Genomic DNA, 13,330 nt, shown 5'->3' with positions numbered 1-13,330 from the left:
AGGACCCGATGAACTCGCTGGTATGTCACTGAGCGCTTTTCGACTTCGGCCCGAGTGCCCAGGGGCGCCGCTCTTGAATGGGGCGGTCATGGCTGGTTCGCCGGGCGCGGGAGCGCTGCGCAGCCCCCGTCCCGCTCCTCCATCCCGGCCGCGGTCCTATATTGGTCCGGATGACGTCGGTGCGTGCCGGGGGGATTGAGCGCTCTTGCGACGATCGGGTGGAACGCGTCGAGCGGCCGCGCTGCTCTGTGCCGTTGCCGTGCTGTTCCTCGGCGCGTGCGGGACACAGGTGGCCGGTCAGGGGGACGGGAGGCCACCCTCGCCGACGGTGACCGAGCCGATCCCGTGGACCACGATGCAGCCTTCCGCGGTCACCGGGGTGCATCTCGGCGGGGACCGGCGCACGCTGTTCCTCGACACACAGGTGCCCAGCGGCGCCCACGCGTGCGTGCGCAAGCTCGAGGCAGTGCTCACCGACCCGATGACGGACCTCGTGCGGGTGCAGGTCACCTTCACCTCGCCGTCCGGGGACAGGGCCTCCGGGTGCACCGAAGAGAGCACGGCCACGGCAGAGGTCAGGCTGCCCGAACCGCTGGGCGACCGGGACGTGATCGTGGACCACTACACCCGCTTCACCGCCGAGGGTGCCGAGCCGCCCGCGCTGCGGTTGTGTGGAAAGCTGGGCTGCACACCGCCGGCCACCGGCTGCACCGCCGCCTCCTACGATCAGGCGTTGATGGCGGTCGGCGCGCCCGAGCACACGTACCGGGACTCGGAGAAGTGCGACGGGAAGTGGCTGGTGCTGGACTTCTCCTGGCGCACGGGACCGGCCTGCGGCGACTCGGCGGACCCTGCCTGCTCATCCCGGCTGGGTGACCGCTGGTTCTTCCGGGCGAAGGAATCGGGCTGGGAGCCGATCATCCGGACCTCGGCCGGAGGCTGTCGGGACGCGCAGCGCGAGGAGCCCGCCTTCCCGTCCTCGCTGTGCGAGTCACTGGCTCCGCTGTCCCCCTCGCTGCACTCGAGCTACCCTCCGCCGTCCGCCTCTCCGACGGCCGGCGTGCGTTCCACCGCGACGGCCACCCCATGACCACGGACCGCTGCGGCCCGTTCTGACCGTTTCACGGGCTCCGCGTCGATTTCGAGGGTCTCGCCCGCGGGGCCTTCTCCTCGGTCGCGAACCTGGAGACGCCCCGACGTCGTTCACCACGCGCGGCGAGGACCGCACGTCGTTCACCACGCGCGGCGAGGACCGCACGTCGCGGCGAGGACCTGAACGGCTTCGGTCCCGCGTTCCGAGCGCTCGTCGGTCTACGCCCGCATCCTGTCCTCGCAGGATTCCTCCCACGGTTTCGACGACGGAACGGACACACCGCCATGAGTGAACTCGTGCTGGGTATCGACACGGGCACCGCCAGCACCAAGGGCGTACTCACCACCCTGGACGGATCCGTGGTCGCGACATCCGTCCGCCGTCACACCATGTCGTTGCCCAGACCGTCCTGGGCCGAAGTGGACGCCGCCGCGGTCTGGTGGGGCGACTTCACCGCGGTGGCCCGTGAGCTGATGGACCGGATCGGCTCCCACACCCTCGCGGGACTCTGCGTCAGCGGTGTCGGCCCCTGCCTGCTGGTCTGCGACAGCGACATGGAGCCCGTGCGGCCGGCCATCCTCTACGGCATCGACGGCCGGGCCGAGCGGGAGATCCGCGACCTCACCGAGCGGCTCGGCGCCGACACCGTTTTCGAACGCTGCGGCAAGGCGCTCAGCACCCAGGCCGTGGGCCCGAAGATGCTGTGGATGCGGCGCAACGAGCCACGGGAGTGGGCTCGCGGAACGAGGTGGTACAACTCCCACTCCTATCTGGCCGCCAAGCTCACCGGTTCCTACGCGCTCGACCATCACACGGCCAGCCAGTGCGACCCGCTGTACGACATCCATGCCGGATCCTGGGCGCAGGACTGGCTCCCGGACATCGTGGGCCACCTGGAGATGCCGCGACTCGTCCACCCTCACGAGGTCGTGGGGACGGTGACCGCCGCGGCGTCGGAGGCGACGAGGATCCCGGTCGGCACACCTGTCTCCGCCGGGACGATCGACGCCTGGGCCGAGGCCCATTCCGCCGGCGTACGGCATCCCGGCGACCTCATGCTCATGTACGGCTCCACGCTGTTCTTCGTCCAGATCCTGGGTACGTACCGGGCACACCCCAAACTGTGGACCACGGCAGGAGTGGAGCCGGGCCGGCGAACCATCGCCGCGGGGATGTCCACCTCGGGGTCCCTGACGCGATGGCTCCAGGACGTCACCGGAGGAGAGTCCTTCGACACCCTGGTCACCGAGGCCGAAGCGGTGCCGGCCGGTTCGGACGGCCTGCTGATGCTCCCGTACTTCGCCGGTGAGCGGACCCCGATCTTCGACCCGCACGCCAGAGGCGTGGTGGCGGGCCTCACGCTGCGCCACACACGTGGGCACCTGTTCCGGGCCGCCTACGAGGGCATCGCGTTCGGCGTCCGCCAGATCCTCGACTTCCTGGAAGACCCCGACGACCCGGTCCGGCGCATCGTGGCGGTCGGGGGCGGCACCGAGGGCGGACTGTGGACCCAGATCGTCAGCGACGTCACCGGCCGGGAACAGCAGGTACCGGCACAGACCATCGGGGCCTGCTACGGCGACGCCCTGCTCTCCGCGGTCGGGCTCGGACTCGTACCGCGCGACACGGACTGGGCCGTGGCCGAGACGACAGTGCGGCCCCGGGCCCACACGCGTGAGATCTACGACCGGCTGTACGCGTCGTACACGGAGCTCTACCCGGCCACGCTCCACATCGTGCACGATCTCGCCGACATGCAGTGAAGACCATCACGGTACTCATCATGCGGACCTCCGCGGTCCCGGCGTCCGCGGTGGTGGCGAGCGTGTTCGCGGTCGGCCGACGAACGGCGCGCTGAGGGCGTCCCCTGTCACCGGGTGCGCCCTCAGAGCCGTGCAAGCCCCCTCAGGGGGACGGCGGTTGCCACCGTCACCGTCCACAGGACCGATCGCGGACCGTCAGCGCAGTGCGGCCTCGCCCGTGTCGACGGCGCGCAGGGCGCGCTCGACCGTCTCCTGGTTCTCGCCGACCGGAGCCACGTAGTCGAGGACACCGCGCGCGGCGTCCTCCCCGAGGGTGCGGGTGATCACCCACGTGGCCAGGTACTGGGACGCCAGGCAGCCACCCGCCGTGGCGATGTTGCCCTCGGCGTGGAACGGGACGTCCAGCACGGTGACGTCGCACGCCTCGACGAAGGGCCGGCTCTTCATGTCCGTGCACACCGGCATGCCGGCCACCAACCCGAGCCGGGCCAGTACCAGCGCGCCGGAGCACTGTGACCCGATCAGCTGTCGGGACGGGTCGAGCCGGAGCCTGGAGATCAGCCGGTCGTCGGCGACCACGGCCCGCGCCTTCACCCCGCTGCCGATCAGTACGACATCGGCCTCGGTCACGAACTCCATCGGGCGCTGGCCGGTCACCTCGACGCCGTTCATCGACGTGACCACCGGCGCCGGTGTCGTGATGAAGGCTTCCAAGCCGTCCTCGCGGCACCGGTTGATCAGCGCGGAAGCGATGAAGCTGTCGAGCTCGTTGAACCCGTCGAAAGTGACCACGGCTACCTGCATCACGACTCCTCCAAGGACGGCATCCGAGCGTCAGTGTCCCCCGCGCCGTGTCCCGGATGCAGGGCCAATCGGTGGCAGGTGGCCTGCCTGACGTGGCCCCTTCGGCCTGGGGGCGACAGGATCCGCCAGGCCGCGGAGGCCGCGGAGGCCGCGGAGGCAGAGGGCCGGGCGCGGACCCGGGCGCGGACCCGGGCGCGGACCCGGGCGCGGACCCGGGCGCGGGCGCGGGGGAGCGGGCGGGGTGCGGTCCGTATACGACCGTGCCGGGGACGCCCGCCGCGCAGATCCTCATCCGTCCGCGACCCGAACCGAACCTCCCGCGGGGTCAGTTGGCCCAGGGCGGAGTGATGACCGAGCCGTCGGCCAGCTCCGCGCGGAGGCCGATGGACGTGGTGACCCAGGAGGTCGCGGTCCGCCCGGTCGGGTTCTCGACGCCGAAGACCGTGCCGGGGTTGATGATCACCGTGTCGCCCGCGGTGATGCGGTCGGCGCGGCCGTCGAGCGTGATCAGCAGTTCCCCGGTGAGGAGATGGAAGATCTCCTCACGGTTGACCGTGTGCACAGGGGCCTTCGTCCCGGCGGGGATCTCACCCCGCCAGGCGCACAACTCCTTGCTGCCGCTGAGGGGAGTGGCGTACGAGACGAAACGGGCGCCGTGGATCTCGTGGACGACGGCGTCGGACGGGCGGACGACGGGCATGGCTGGCCTCCGTGGCACGTGGGTGAAAGTGGTCAAGTGGCTTGACTATGTGAATATGGTCAAGCTACTTGACTGAATAGTCAAGCCGCTTGACCGATCGGTGAGGGGTGTTTCAATGCTTCCGTGCAGAACTCCGAGGCCATGGCCCTGTCCGCCGCCCTGCTCGCCGTCGCCGGTGACCTGACGCAGCGCATCCATGAGGGTGTCGTCGCCCGCGGGTTCGAGGGGCTGCGGCCCGCGCACGGCTTCGCGTTCACGCGGCTCGCTCCGGACGGCGCGACGGTCACCGAGCTCGCGGCGCACCTCGGGGTCACCAAGCAGGCCGCGAGCCAGCTCGTCGAGGAGCTGGTGCGCAAGGGGTACGTGGAACGGCACCCGCATCCCGGTGACGCGCGCGCCCGCCTGGTCGTGCTGACCGAGCGCGGCTGGGCCTGCACGCGCGCCGCGGAGGAGTCGGCGGCGGAGGCCGTCCGGCCGTGGGTCGAGCTGCTCGGAGAGGGTGAGGTGGGCGTGTTGCGTGAGCGATTGCTGCGGATCGCGCCCTACGGTCCGATCAGGCCCGCCTGGTGACGGCGCGGCGGCACTTATCACTACGGCCGACTATCACTGGAAGTTTTTACTGACGCGTAACTTCACAGTTGGGCTACTCACTCGTAACTTGACGAGTGAACAGCATCCTCGTGATCCGGATCACAGGGCGTACGCCGCCGTCACTCCCTTGAGCCGCAAGGAGATCACCCGATGCTGCCCTGGAAGCGCCTGCTCAGACCCCTCGTCGCACTGCTGATGGCCGCCGCCGTCGCGGTCGTCCCCGCCGCCACCGCCCACGCCGCCGCACCGAGCAGCGGCTGGAACGACTACTCCTGCCGCCCCTCCGCCGGCCATCCCCGCCCCGTCGTCCTCGTCCACGGCACCTTCGCGAACTCCGTCGACAACTGGCTGTCCTTCGCGCCCTACCTGGTCGCCCGCGGGTACTGCGTCTACTCGCTCGACTACGGGCAACTGCCCGGCGTCCCGATCTTCAACGCCCTCGGCCCCATCGACAAGTCGGCCGGGCAGCTCCAGGTCTTCGTCGACAAGGTGCTCGCCGCGACCGGCGCCGCCAAGGCCGACCTCGTCGGCCACTCGCAGGGCGGCATGATGCCCCGCTACTACCTCAAGTTCCTCGGCGGAGCCGCCAAGGTGAACACGTTCGTCGGCATCGCGCCCGACAACCACGGCACCACCCTCGACGGCCTCACCAAGCTCCTGCCGTACTTCCCCGGTGCCGAGGACCTGCTGTCCGCGGCCACGCCCGCGCTCGCGGACCAGATCGCCGGGTCCGCGTTCCTGACCAAGCTCAACGCCGGCGGCGACACCGTCCCGGGCGTCCACTACACGGTGATCGCCACCAGGTACGACGAGGTGGTCACTCCCTACCGCTCGCAGTTCCTCACCGGATCCGACGTCCACAACGTGCTGCTTCAGGACCTGTGCCCGGTCGACATCTCCGAGCACGCGGCGATCGGCCTCCTCGACCGGATCGCCTTCCACGAGGCGGCGAACGCCCTCGATCCCGCGCACGCCACCACCACCAACTGCGCCTCGGTGTTCAGCTGATCCGTGGCCCGGTGCCGGGTCCTGTCCGGCCTGAGCCGCCGGACAGGACCCGGAGTCCTTCCCGCCCCGCGGGAAGAGGCAGGTACTACCGGCCGTGCCGGCCACCGTTCACCGCGCGGCGGCGCACCGAGGCGAACAGCGCCGCCGCGCCCAGCGCCAGCGCGCTCGCGCCCCCGATCGCGAGGTAGGCGGTGCTGGAGTGGTCGGCGCCGGTCTCGGCGAGGTTCTCCGAGGCACCGGCCGCCTCGGGCCGATCGGCCGAAGCGGCGGAGGCACCGGACGTGTCCGAGTCGCCGGGCGTGCCGGAGGCGGGGGAGCCCGCGGCCGGAGTGGGCGCGGCGTCGTGATGGTCGTGCCGCACCGTCGACTTGTCGGTACCGTCGGCGATCTGTTCCTCGGAGGGAGCGGAGGCGGCCGGCGCGGGCGCGCTCGACGCGCCGCCGCTCCCCGAACCGCCACCGGCGGAACCACTGCCGCCCGTACCGCTACCGCCCGTACCGCTGTTGCCTGAACCGCCGTCGCCTGAACCGCCGTTGCCCGGACCACCGCTTCCGCCGAAGGTGACGTCGGAGCAGGAGTAGAACGCCTCCGGGCTGTCCGAGCGCTGCCAGACCGCGTAGAGGACCTGCTTGCCGGAGCGCTTCGGCAGGGTGCCGGAGAAGGTGTAGTAGCCGTTCACCGCGGCGGGGTCGGTCTTGGTGGCCACCGGGTGCGCCAGATCCAGATCCCCCCAGGCCAGCCGCTTCGACGGGTCGTAGCCGTCCTTGGTGAGGTAGACGTCGAAGGTGCCCTTGTGCGGGGCGGTCACCCGGTACCTGAAGGTGTACGCGCCCGCGCTCACGGCCGTCGCGGGCCAGTCGGCGCGGGCCAGGTCCAGGCCCTTGAACTCGGTGTTGCCCGCGCTGCACAGCTTCCCGTCGGGAACGCGCTGCTGGTGCCGGCCGTTCGCGTCGCCGATCCGGATGCCGTTCCAGTCGTACAGCGCCTGGGTTCCCCCCGCCGCGACGGCCGCCTCGCAGGCGGCGGACCGGGGACTCTCGGGGCCCTCCGCGTAGCACTGGAAGACCCGGCTGACGGGGTCTCCCATCGAACCGTGGGCCGAGGCGGGCGCGGCGGCGAGCGCGGTCAGGGCGAGTGGCGCGACACCGACGGCGGCGAGGCCGGCGGACCTGCGGCGACCGGACATGGGGGGAGCTCCTCGATCGAAACGGTCCTGAGCGGGCGCGATCGGCCCGCGCTGCGGGCGGTGATCAGCAAACTAGCCTCAAGAATCCGCGGGATCGCCTGCTGGAGACGGGTGCGGGAGATCCTTATGGCCGCGTTAAGGCGGAGCTAACGGGGGCCTCAGGAAGGGTGGTCGTGGTGGGCCTTCCCGCCTGTGCCGGAGCCGCTGAACCGTCCGTGGTCGTCCATGACCGTCCGTCGTGGGAGGCCCGACGATCTCGTCCGGGCCCGCGACGTGTTCGCCCCGGCACCTTCGACCGTCTGAACGCGGGTAGCGTTCGGGCCGTGACAGATGGTTCGAACGGACAGGGGATCCGTCGCGCCGTCGCTTCGGACGTGGGCGCGGTGAAGGCCGTGACCGACGCGGCGTACCACCCCTACATCGCGCGCATCGGCGTGGTGCCGCAGCCCATGGAGGCGGACCACGCGGCGAACGTGGCCGCGGGGCGGGTGTTCGTCACCGGTGGCCCGGGGGAGTCCGTGACCGGTCTCGTGGTGGTCGAGGCGTACGAGGACCATCTGTACCTCGACAGCATCGCCGTCCGTCCCGACGCCCGGGGAAAGGGCGTCGGGCGACGGCTGCTGGCGTTCGTGGAGGCCCACGCGCGGGAACTCGGGCTGCCCGAGGTCAGGCTCTTCACGAACGCGATGATGTGGGAGAACCGGGAGATCTATCCGAAGTACGGCTACGAGGTCGTGGAGCGTCGCGTGGACGGCCCGTACGACCGCGTCCACTACCGCAAGCGGCTCGTCTGACCGCCCGCGGTCGGAGGCGCGGTGCCGGGACGGCTCACTCGTCCGGCCACCACGTGCGGTGGATGTCCTTCCGCACTTCGGGGCGCTCGGCCGGACGTTCGTCCGCCCTGTCCCGCGCACGACGGGAGTCCGACCTGCTCAGGGGCTTCTGCACGGTCACACGGCGCATGGCTGCCTCCTTGCGTCTACCCGATTCCGTCGTCGTACGGAGGTAGACCCTTTCGGGGAGAGTTCCTCATCGGTCGCGATCTGTCTGTGGCGGGTGTCACGATTGACTGTCAGTGGTCGGTGTCACCCTGGGCCGCACGGCGGGTTACCGGGACATGAATCCAGGTCCGAGCGGTGTCGATCGCTGTTGAAAAGGGAACGACGCGCGGCGTGGGGTAATTCCCGTGGCGAACTCGCCGAACGTGACGTGGTATGCCACCTGTGGTGACGTGGAGGCACCGTCCGTGCGGCGTGGGTGGTCGGGCACGCCCCGGCCGAGCAGGGTCTCGAAGTCGTCCCGGCGGGCCAGGAGCTCGAGGGTGTCGAGCGCGGCGAGCGCGGCGGCCGCGGCCACCGGATCGCTGGTCGCGAGGCCACTCGCCGCGAACTCGTCCTCGTCCAGGCGTCGTACGTCCGCGCCGTCGGCGGAGCGCCACAGGTCCAGGTCGAGGTCCTCGACGATCAGCTCGCCGCCACGGACGGTGGCCGGACGGGTGATGTCGCAGTACCAGCCCTTGCGCACCCCCCGCGCGTCCCGGACCTCCTTCACCGCGTACCAGCGGTCCCGCCAGTAGTGCTCGGTGAGGACGTCACCCGGCTCGAACCGTACGAAGCCGAAATCACGGACGCCGTCGGCCGCCCACGGCGCGCGCACGGTGACCCGGGTGCCGTCGTCGTGGAGGAGCTCGACCGGATAACGGATCTTCGTACGGCCGGACTTGACGAGGACGACGTCCAGACGGCGGGGACCGTCAGCCGAGTTCGCGGACATGACGCACCTCCGTGCCGCAGATCTCGTACCCGAACCACTTGTTGATCGCGATCATCGGCCCGTTGCCGCTGTCGTTGCCGGTGAACGCCTCGGTGCAGCCGGCCGCACGGGCGCGGTGCAGGGAGTCGTTCTTGGCGAGCTTGGCGAGACCGCGACCGCGAAAGGCGGCGGCGGTGCCCGTCATCACGGTGCCGTAGCGGGTTCCGCCGTCCGTGCGGGCCGCGCTGAAGGCGGCCGGACGGCCGTCGACGAGCGCGACCGTGGTCAGTTCCGCGCTGAACAGGGGGTGGTGCCAGGTCTCCCGCAGCCAGGCCCGGTAGTCCGTGAACTCGTGCGGGATGTCACCGGGTTCGTCGGCCGACGTCTGCGCGTCCAGGGCGAACAACGGGCGCGGGTCGTCGGCGAAGTCCGATGCCGTACGCAGTTCCACGCCCGGCGGCGGGACCTGACGGGGCGGCAGGGCGGCGCCCGCCAGGTCCAGCCGGAGGAAGTGGGCGGAGCGGCCGGCGCGGTAGCCGTGCCGCTCGGCGAACGCCCGGTTGCCCGGCTCGTCCAGGACCCAGGCGAAGAGCCTGGTCGCACCCCGGGCCGCGAGGTGCCGCTCGGCGGCGCGCACCAGGAGCGAACCCGCGCCGCTGCGGGTACGGTCCGGGTCGACGTACACATTGAGATAGCCCTGGCCGGGCTCCGGGCTGTCGTACGCGATGCCGACCTGGGCCGTGCCGACCACCTCGCCGTCCAGTTCGGCGACCAGTGGGCGGTAGTGGGCTTCGGGGTGCGCGTGGGAGACGTCGTACGCGAGGGAGCCGGGGGTGTACAGCATGTAGGGGAGCGCCCGGTTGCGGACCCGGGCGAAGCCTTCGGTCCGCCGCCGGTCGTCGGGGCGGAGGTCGTCGACGATCACGGTCATGGACTCGCACGCTACGCGCGGGGCGGGTCCGGCCACCTCTCATTTTTCGGCCGCCTCCGCTCCGGTACCTCTCATCACCCCGCGGGTACGGGACAATCGCCGCGTGACGCTGAAGATCCACATCGATGAGGGGACCGCGCCCTACGAGCAGGTGCGCGCCCAGATCTCCGGGCAGGTCCGTTCCGGGGTACTCCCGGTCGGCTACAAGCTGCCCACGGTACGGGGGCTGGCCGAGGAACTCGGCCTCGCCGCGAACACGGTCGCCAAGGCGTACCGGGCACTGGAGTCGGACGGGGTGATCGAGACGCGGGGCCGCAACGGAACGTTCGTGGCCGCGGCCGGTTCGGCGGCCGAGCGCGAGGCCGCGACGGCCGCTCAGGCCTACGCCGAGCGCGTGCGCCGCCTCGCGCTGACCGAGTCCGCCGCGCTCGACGCCGTACGGGATGCCCTGCGGGCGGCCTACGGAGGCGGGGTCTAGGGCGTGTTGCGGAAGTCCCGTCCGCCTCGCAACACGACCCAGGGGGCGGCACGGCGCCTCCCGGCGTCGCCGGACCGTCCGGGTAGGTCCGTACGGGGGAAACCCTCCGCCGTGCCGGACCTGGCGGGGCAGTGCGGGCGGCCACAGCCACGGGCCGCGCCCCGAAGCCCCGGGGATCTCGAAGCCGACGTCCCGGCTGCTGTCGACGCCCCGAGCCAAGGACGCCCCGGGTGCGCCGAGTGCCCCCGGCGCACCCCAGCACCCGGACGCGCGGCGCGTGAAGGTCTACAGATACAACCCCGCGTCCGCGCCGTCGCGTGGGTCGGGGACCGATGTGGGGGTGGTGCCCCGGCGGAGTGCGTACAGCTCCGCCAGTGTGGCGCCCTCGCGTGAGATGCCCTCCTCCGTGCCGAGCCAGCCGACGGCCTCGGAGCGGGTCAGCGGGCCGACCTCGATCCGGGCGAGGCAGCGGCCGGGGCGGACCACGGCGGGGTGCAGGCGCTCGAGGTCCTCGTTCGTGGTCACCCCCACCAGGACGTTGCGGCCCTGGCCGAGGAGGCCGTCCGTGAGGTTGAGCAGGCGCGAGAGGGCCTGGCCCGCGGTGTGCTTAGCCTCCCCGCGGATCAGTTCGTCGCAGTCCTCCAGCAGGAGCAGCCGCCACCGGCCCTTGCCCGTGCCGTCCTCCTCGCCGATCGCGATGTCCATCAGATAGCCGACGTCGGAGAAGAGCCGCTCGGGGTCCAGGACGCAGTCCACCTGGCACCAGTCCCGCCAGGAGCGGGCCAGGGTCCGCAGCGCGGACGTCTTGCCGGTGCCGGGCGGGCCGTGCAGCAGCAGGAGCCGGCCCGCGATGTCCTCCGGGGTCGTCTTCATCAGGCCGTCCATCGCGTCGGCGACCGGGCCGGTGTAGTTCGGCCGGACCTCCTCCCACGTGCCCGCGGAGATCTGCCGCGTGGTGCGGTGCGGGCCGCGGCGCGGGGACACGTACCAGAAGCCCATCGTCACGTTCTCGGGCTGGGGTTCGGGTTCGTCCGCCGCGCCGTCCGTCGCCTGGTCGAGGACCTTCTCGGCCAGTTCGGCGCTGGTCGCGGTGACCGTGATGTCCGCGCCCCGGTTCCAGCGGGACACCAGGAGGGTCCAGCCGTCCCCCTCCGCCAGCGTCGCGCTGCGGTCGTCGTCGCGGGCCGAGCGCAGCACACGGGCACCCGGTGGCAGCAGGGTCGCCCCGGACCGTACCCGGTCGATGTTCGCCGCGTGCGAGTGAGGCTGCTCGCCCGTCGCGAAGCGGCCGAGGAACAGCGCGTCGACGACATCCGACGGAGAGTCGCTGTCATCGACGTTGAGCCGGATCGGCAGTGCGTCGTGTGGGTTGCCAGACATGCCGCCATGATCCGTCACCAAGGGGACCCGCGCACGGGATTTCCGCAGCCTGTTGCCGGTGTTCCCCTGGACGCGCCCCAGTTCAGCCGCCTTCCGGCCGCACGGCCGGGTGCCCGCCGCGGGGCCACGCGAGCCCCCGCCCCCGGAAAATGTGGCAATCCTGTGCTTACACAAGCTCTGTCCGGCGGCCGATCCGCGCCGTTACTGTTGCCCATGATGGGACGTCATGGGTGGAATTCGGGGGCACAGCGGTGGCGGCTGACCGCGCTGCTCGGCGTGGGAGTGGCCGCTCTGGCCCTGGTGGTCACCCTGCTCAACACCTTGCCCGGGGGCGGCGCGAGCACCGCGGGGACGACCCGTGACGGGGACAAGGTGCACGGCACACCGGTCACCCCGCCCGGGACGCCGCGGCCGGCGGTGGGCTGGGGCTTCACCCACACCCAGTTCAGCGCCGACGAGGGCAGCGACGCGGCGACCGAACGCGCCGAGGGACTGCTGGAGAAGCGGTCGCTGCCGCAGAACCAGCACATCATGGGCTGGGGCGCCGGCAATCCCGAGCCCTCCAAGGGCCGCTACGACTTCACCGAGATGGACCGCCGCATCGACTTCGTCCGCAAGTCCGGCGGCACCCCGGTCGTCACCCTGTGCTGCTCGCCGGACTGGATGAAGGGCGGCAGGCCCGGCGCGAACCACACGGACTGGAGCCAGGCGTCCCTGGAGACCGCGCCGGACCGCGCCCACTACGAGGACTTCGCCGAGCTCGCCGCGACCGTCGCCAAGCGCTACCCGGACGTACGTCACTTCATCGTCTGGAACGAGTTCAAGGGCTTCTGGAACAACGCCGAGGCCCGCTGGGACTACGAGGGCTACACGCAGCTCTACAACCTGGTGTACAAGGCGCTGAAGAAGGTCGACAAGGACATCATGGTCGGCGGCCCCTATCTCGTCATGGACAGCTTCGACCCGCGCCAGAAGGAGAACGCGTCCACGACCGTGAAGGGCGCCTGGGGCGCCATGGACCAACGTGTCCTCGACGCGTTCGACTACTGGAACAAGCACAAGGCGGGCGCCGACTTCGTCGTCGTCGACGGCTCCAGTTACACCAAGGACGACGACCTGCTGCCCGACGAGTTCGGGGCCACCGACAAGCTCACGGCCGTCAGCGAGTGGGTGCGGGCGCGGACCCGCGGCCTGCCGCTGTGGTGGGCCGAGTACTACGTCGAGCCGGCCGACGGCAACGACGACCGCAAGGGCTGGTCCGAGACCCACCGTGTCGCCGTGCAGGCCGCCGGGATGATCGCGATGGCCCGAGGCGGTGCCACCTCGGGTTTCTACTGGAACCCGGAGGAGGAGAAGGGCTCCGGCTGCGCGGGCTGCCTGTGGACGCCGACCGACGGCGCCGAGGGGGGCGCGGCCCTGCCCATGTTCGACCTGGTCTCCCGCTTCGGCGCGGCGTTCGGACCGGGGGCCAGGTACGAGACGGTGTCCGTCGCCGCCGACGACGTGCCCAACGTGCGCGTCCTCGCCACCGACAAGGCCGTACTCGTGGTGAACACCCAGAACCGGCCGATCAGCGCGCAGGTCGACGGCCGGAGGTTCACCCTGGGGGCGTACGGGGTGAAGTGGCTCACCCGGTGAGCCGCT

General features: G+C 71.3%; 13 protein-coding genes and 1 pseudogene. 7 read left to right on the top strand and 7 right to left on the bottom strand.

Features of this window, described 5'->3' with window-relative positions; all coding sequences use genetic code 11:
- The first annotated feature begins 328 nt into the window (after nt 1-328).
- Both ACFVTC_RS13535 and ACFVTC_RS13530 read left to right on the top strand, forming a co-directional pair.
- Entirely contained in the window at nt 329-1,090 is a 762-nt protein-coding gene (locus tag ACFVTC_RS13535) for a hypothetical protein (protein ID WP_390126728.1), read from the top strand.
- 287 nt (nt 1,091-1,377) lie between these two features.
- The gene (locus ACFVTC_RS13530; RefSeq protein ID WP_390126727.1) at nt 1,378-2,856 is read left to right on the top strand and encodes an FGGY-family carbohydrate kinase; all 1,479 of its coding nucleotides are present in this window, start codon (nt 1,378-1,380) and stop codon (nt 2,854-2,856) included.
- A gap of 195 nt (nt 2,857-3,051) precedes the next feature.
- Here the strand turns inward: ACFVTC_RS13530 and ACFVTC_RS13525 are convergent, their stop codons facing one another.
- Nucleotides 3,052-3,660 carry a DJ-1/PfpI family protein gene (locus ACFVTC_RS13525; RefSeq protein WP_390126726.1) on the bottom strand — a complete coding sequence of 203 codons (609 nt, stop codon included), beginning with the start codon at nt 3,658-3,660 and terminating at the stop codon, nt 3,052-3,054.
- A gap of 325 nt (nt 3,661-3,985) precedes the next feature.
- Nucleotides 3,986-4,360 (bottom strand): cupin domain-containing protein, encoded by a 375-nt coding sequence (locus ACFVTC_RS13520; protein WP_390126725.1) that lies wholly within the window; start codon nt 4,358-4,360, stop codon nt 3,986-3,988.
- 123 nt (nt 4,361-4,483) lie between these two features.
- Here ACFVTC_RS13520 and ACFVTC_RS13515 point away from each other — a divergent pair, with 123 nt between their 5' ends.
- Together ACFVTC_RS13515 and ACFVTC_RS13510 are read left to right on the top strand one after the other, a co-directional pair.
- The gene (locus ACFVTC_RS13515; RefSeq protein ID WP_168527373.1) at nt 4,484-4,930 is read left to right on the top strand and encodes a MarR family winged helix-turn-helix transcriptional regulator; all 447 of its coding nucleotides are present in this window, start codon (nt 4,484-4,486) and stop codon (nt 4,928-4,930) included.
- Between the two features lie 171 nt (nt 4,931-5,101).
- Nucleotides 5,102-5,959, top strand: coding sequence for an esterase/lipase family protein (locus ACFVTC_RS13510; RefSeq protein ID WP_390126724.1), 858 nt, complete (start codon nt 5,102-5,104; stop codon nt 5,957-5,959).
- A gap of 85 nt (nt 5,960-6,044) precedes the next feature.
- On the opposite strand, the gene ACFVTC_RS13505 is transcribed toward ACFVTC_RS13510, so the two are convergent.
- Nucleotides 6,045-7,145, bottom strand: a complete 1,101-nt coding sequence (locus tag ACFVTC_RS13505; RefSeq protein WP_390126723.1) for a lytic polysaccharide monooxygenase — start codon at nt 7,143-7,145, stop codon at nt 6,045-6,047.
- 323 nt (nt 7,146-7,468) lie between these two features.
- Here ACFVTC_RS13505 and ACFVTC_RS13500 point away from each other — a divergent pair, with 323 nt between their 5' ends.
- Nucleotides 7,469-7,939, top strand: coding sequence for a GNAT family N-acetyltransferase (locus ACFVTC_RS13500; protein WP_390126722.1), 471 nt, complete (start codon nt 7,469-7,471; stop codon nt 7,937-7,939).
- 34 nt (nt 7,940-7,973) lie between these two features.
- On the opposite strand, the gene ACFVTC_RS13495 is transcribed toward ACFVTC_RS13500, so the two are convergent.
- From ACFVTC_RS13495 to ACFVTC_RS13485, 3 genes and pseudogenes are all read right to left on the bottom strand, one after another.
- Entirely contained in the window at nt 7,974-8,108 is a 135-nt protein-coding gene (locus tag ACFVTC_RS13495; RefSeq protein WP_282189840.1) for a hypothetical protein, read from the bottom strand.
- 315 nt (nt 8,109-8,423) lie between these two features.
- A pseudogene (locus ACFVTC_RS13490) lies at nt 8,424-8,918 on the bottom strand (DUF402 domain-containing protein); the annotation flags it as partial.
- Nucleotides 8,899-9,828: a GNAT family N-acetyltransferase gene (locus tag ACFVTC_RS13485; RefSeq protein ID WP_390126720.1), complete on the bottom strand. Its 930-nt coding sequence runs from the start codon at nt 9,826-9,828 to the stop codon at nt 8,899-8,901. The pseudogene ACFVTC_RS13490 and the gene ACFVTC_RS13485, both read right to left, overlap by 20 nt.
- A gap of 103 nt (nt 9,829-9,931) precedes the next feature.
- On the opposite strand from ACFVTC_RS13485, the gene ACFVTC_RS13480 reads away from it, so the two are divergent.
- Entirely contained in the window at nt 9,932-10,306 is a 375-nt protein-coding gene (locus ACFVTC_RS13480) for a GntR family transcriptional regulator (protein WP_168527367.1), read from the top strand.
- Nucleotides 10,307-10,591: 285 nt separating this feature from the next.
- Here the strand turns inward: ACFVTC_RS13480 and ACFVTC_RS13475 are convergent, their stop codons facing one another.
- Nucleotides 10,592-11,686: a DUF5925 domain-containing protein gene (locus tag ACFVTC_RS13475; protein ID WP_390126719.1), complete on the bottom strand. Its 1,095-nt coding sequence runs from the start codon at nt 11,684-11,686 to the stop codon at nt 10,592-10,594.
- Nucleotides 11,687-11,902: 216 nt separating this feature from the next.
- On the opposite strand from ACFVTC_RS13475, the gene ACFVTC_RS13470 reads away from it, so the two are divergent.
- Complete coding sequence (locus ACFVTC_RS13470) at nt 11,903-13,324, top strand: xylan 1,4-beta-xylosidase (RefSeq protein WP_390126717.1); 1,422 nt, start codon at nt 11,903-11,905, stop codon at nt 13,322-13,324.
- Nucleotides 13,325-13,330 lie beyond the last annotated feature (6 nt).

The organism is Streptomyces sp. NPDC057950 (genome assembly GCF_042887295.1).
In the GTDB taxonomy this organism is placed as follows: Bacteria; Actinomycetota; Actinomycetes; order Streptomycetales; family Streptomycetaceae; genus Streptomyces; species Streptomyces kaempferi.
This window is presented reverse-complemented; position numbering and strand designations above follow the sequence as displayed.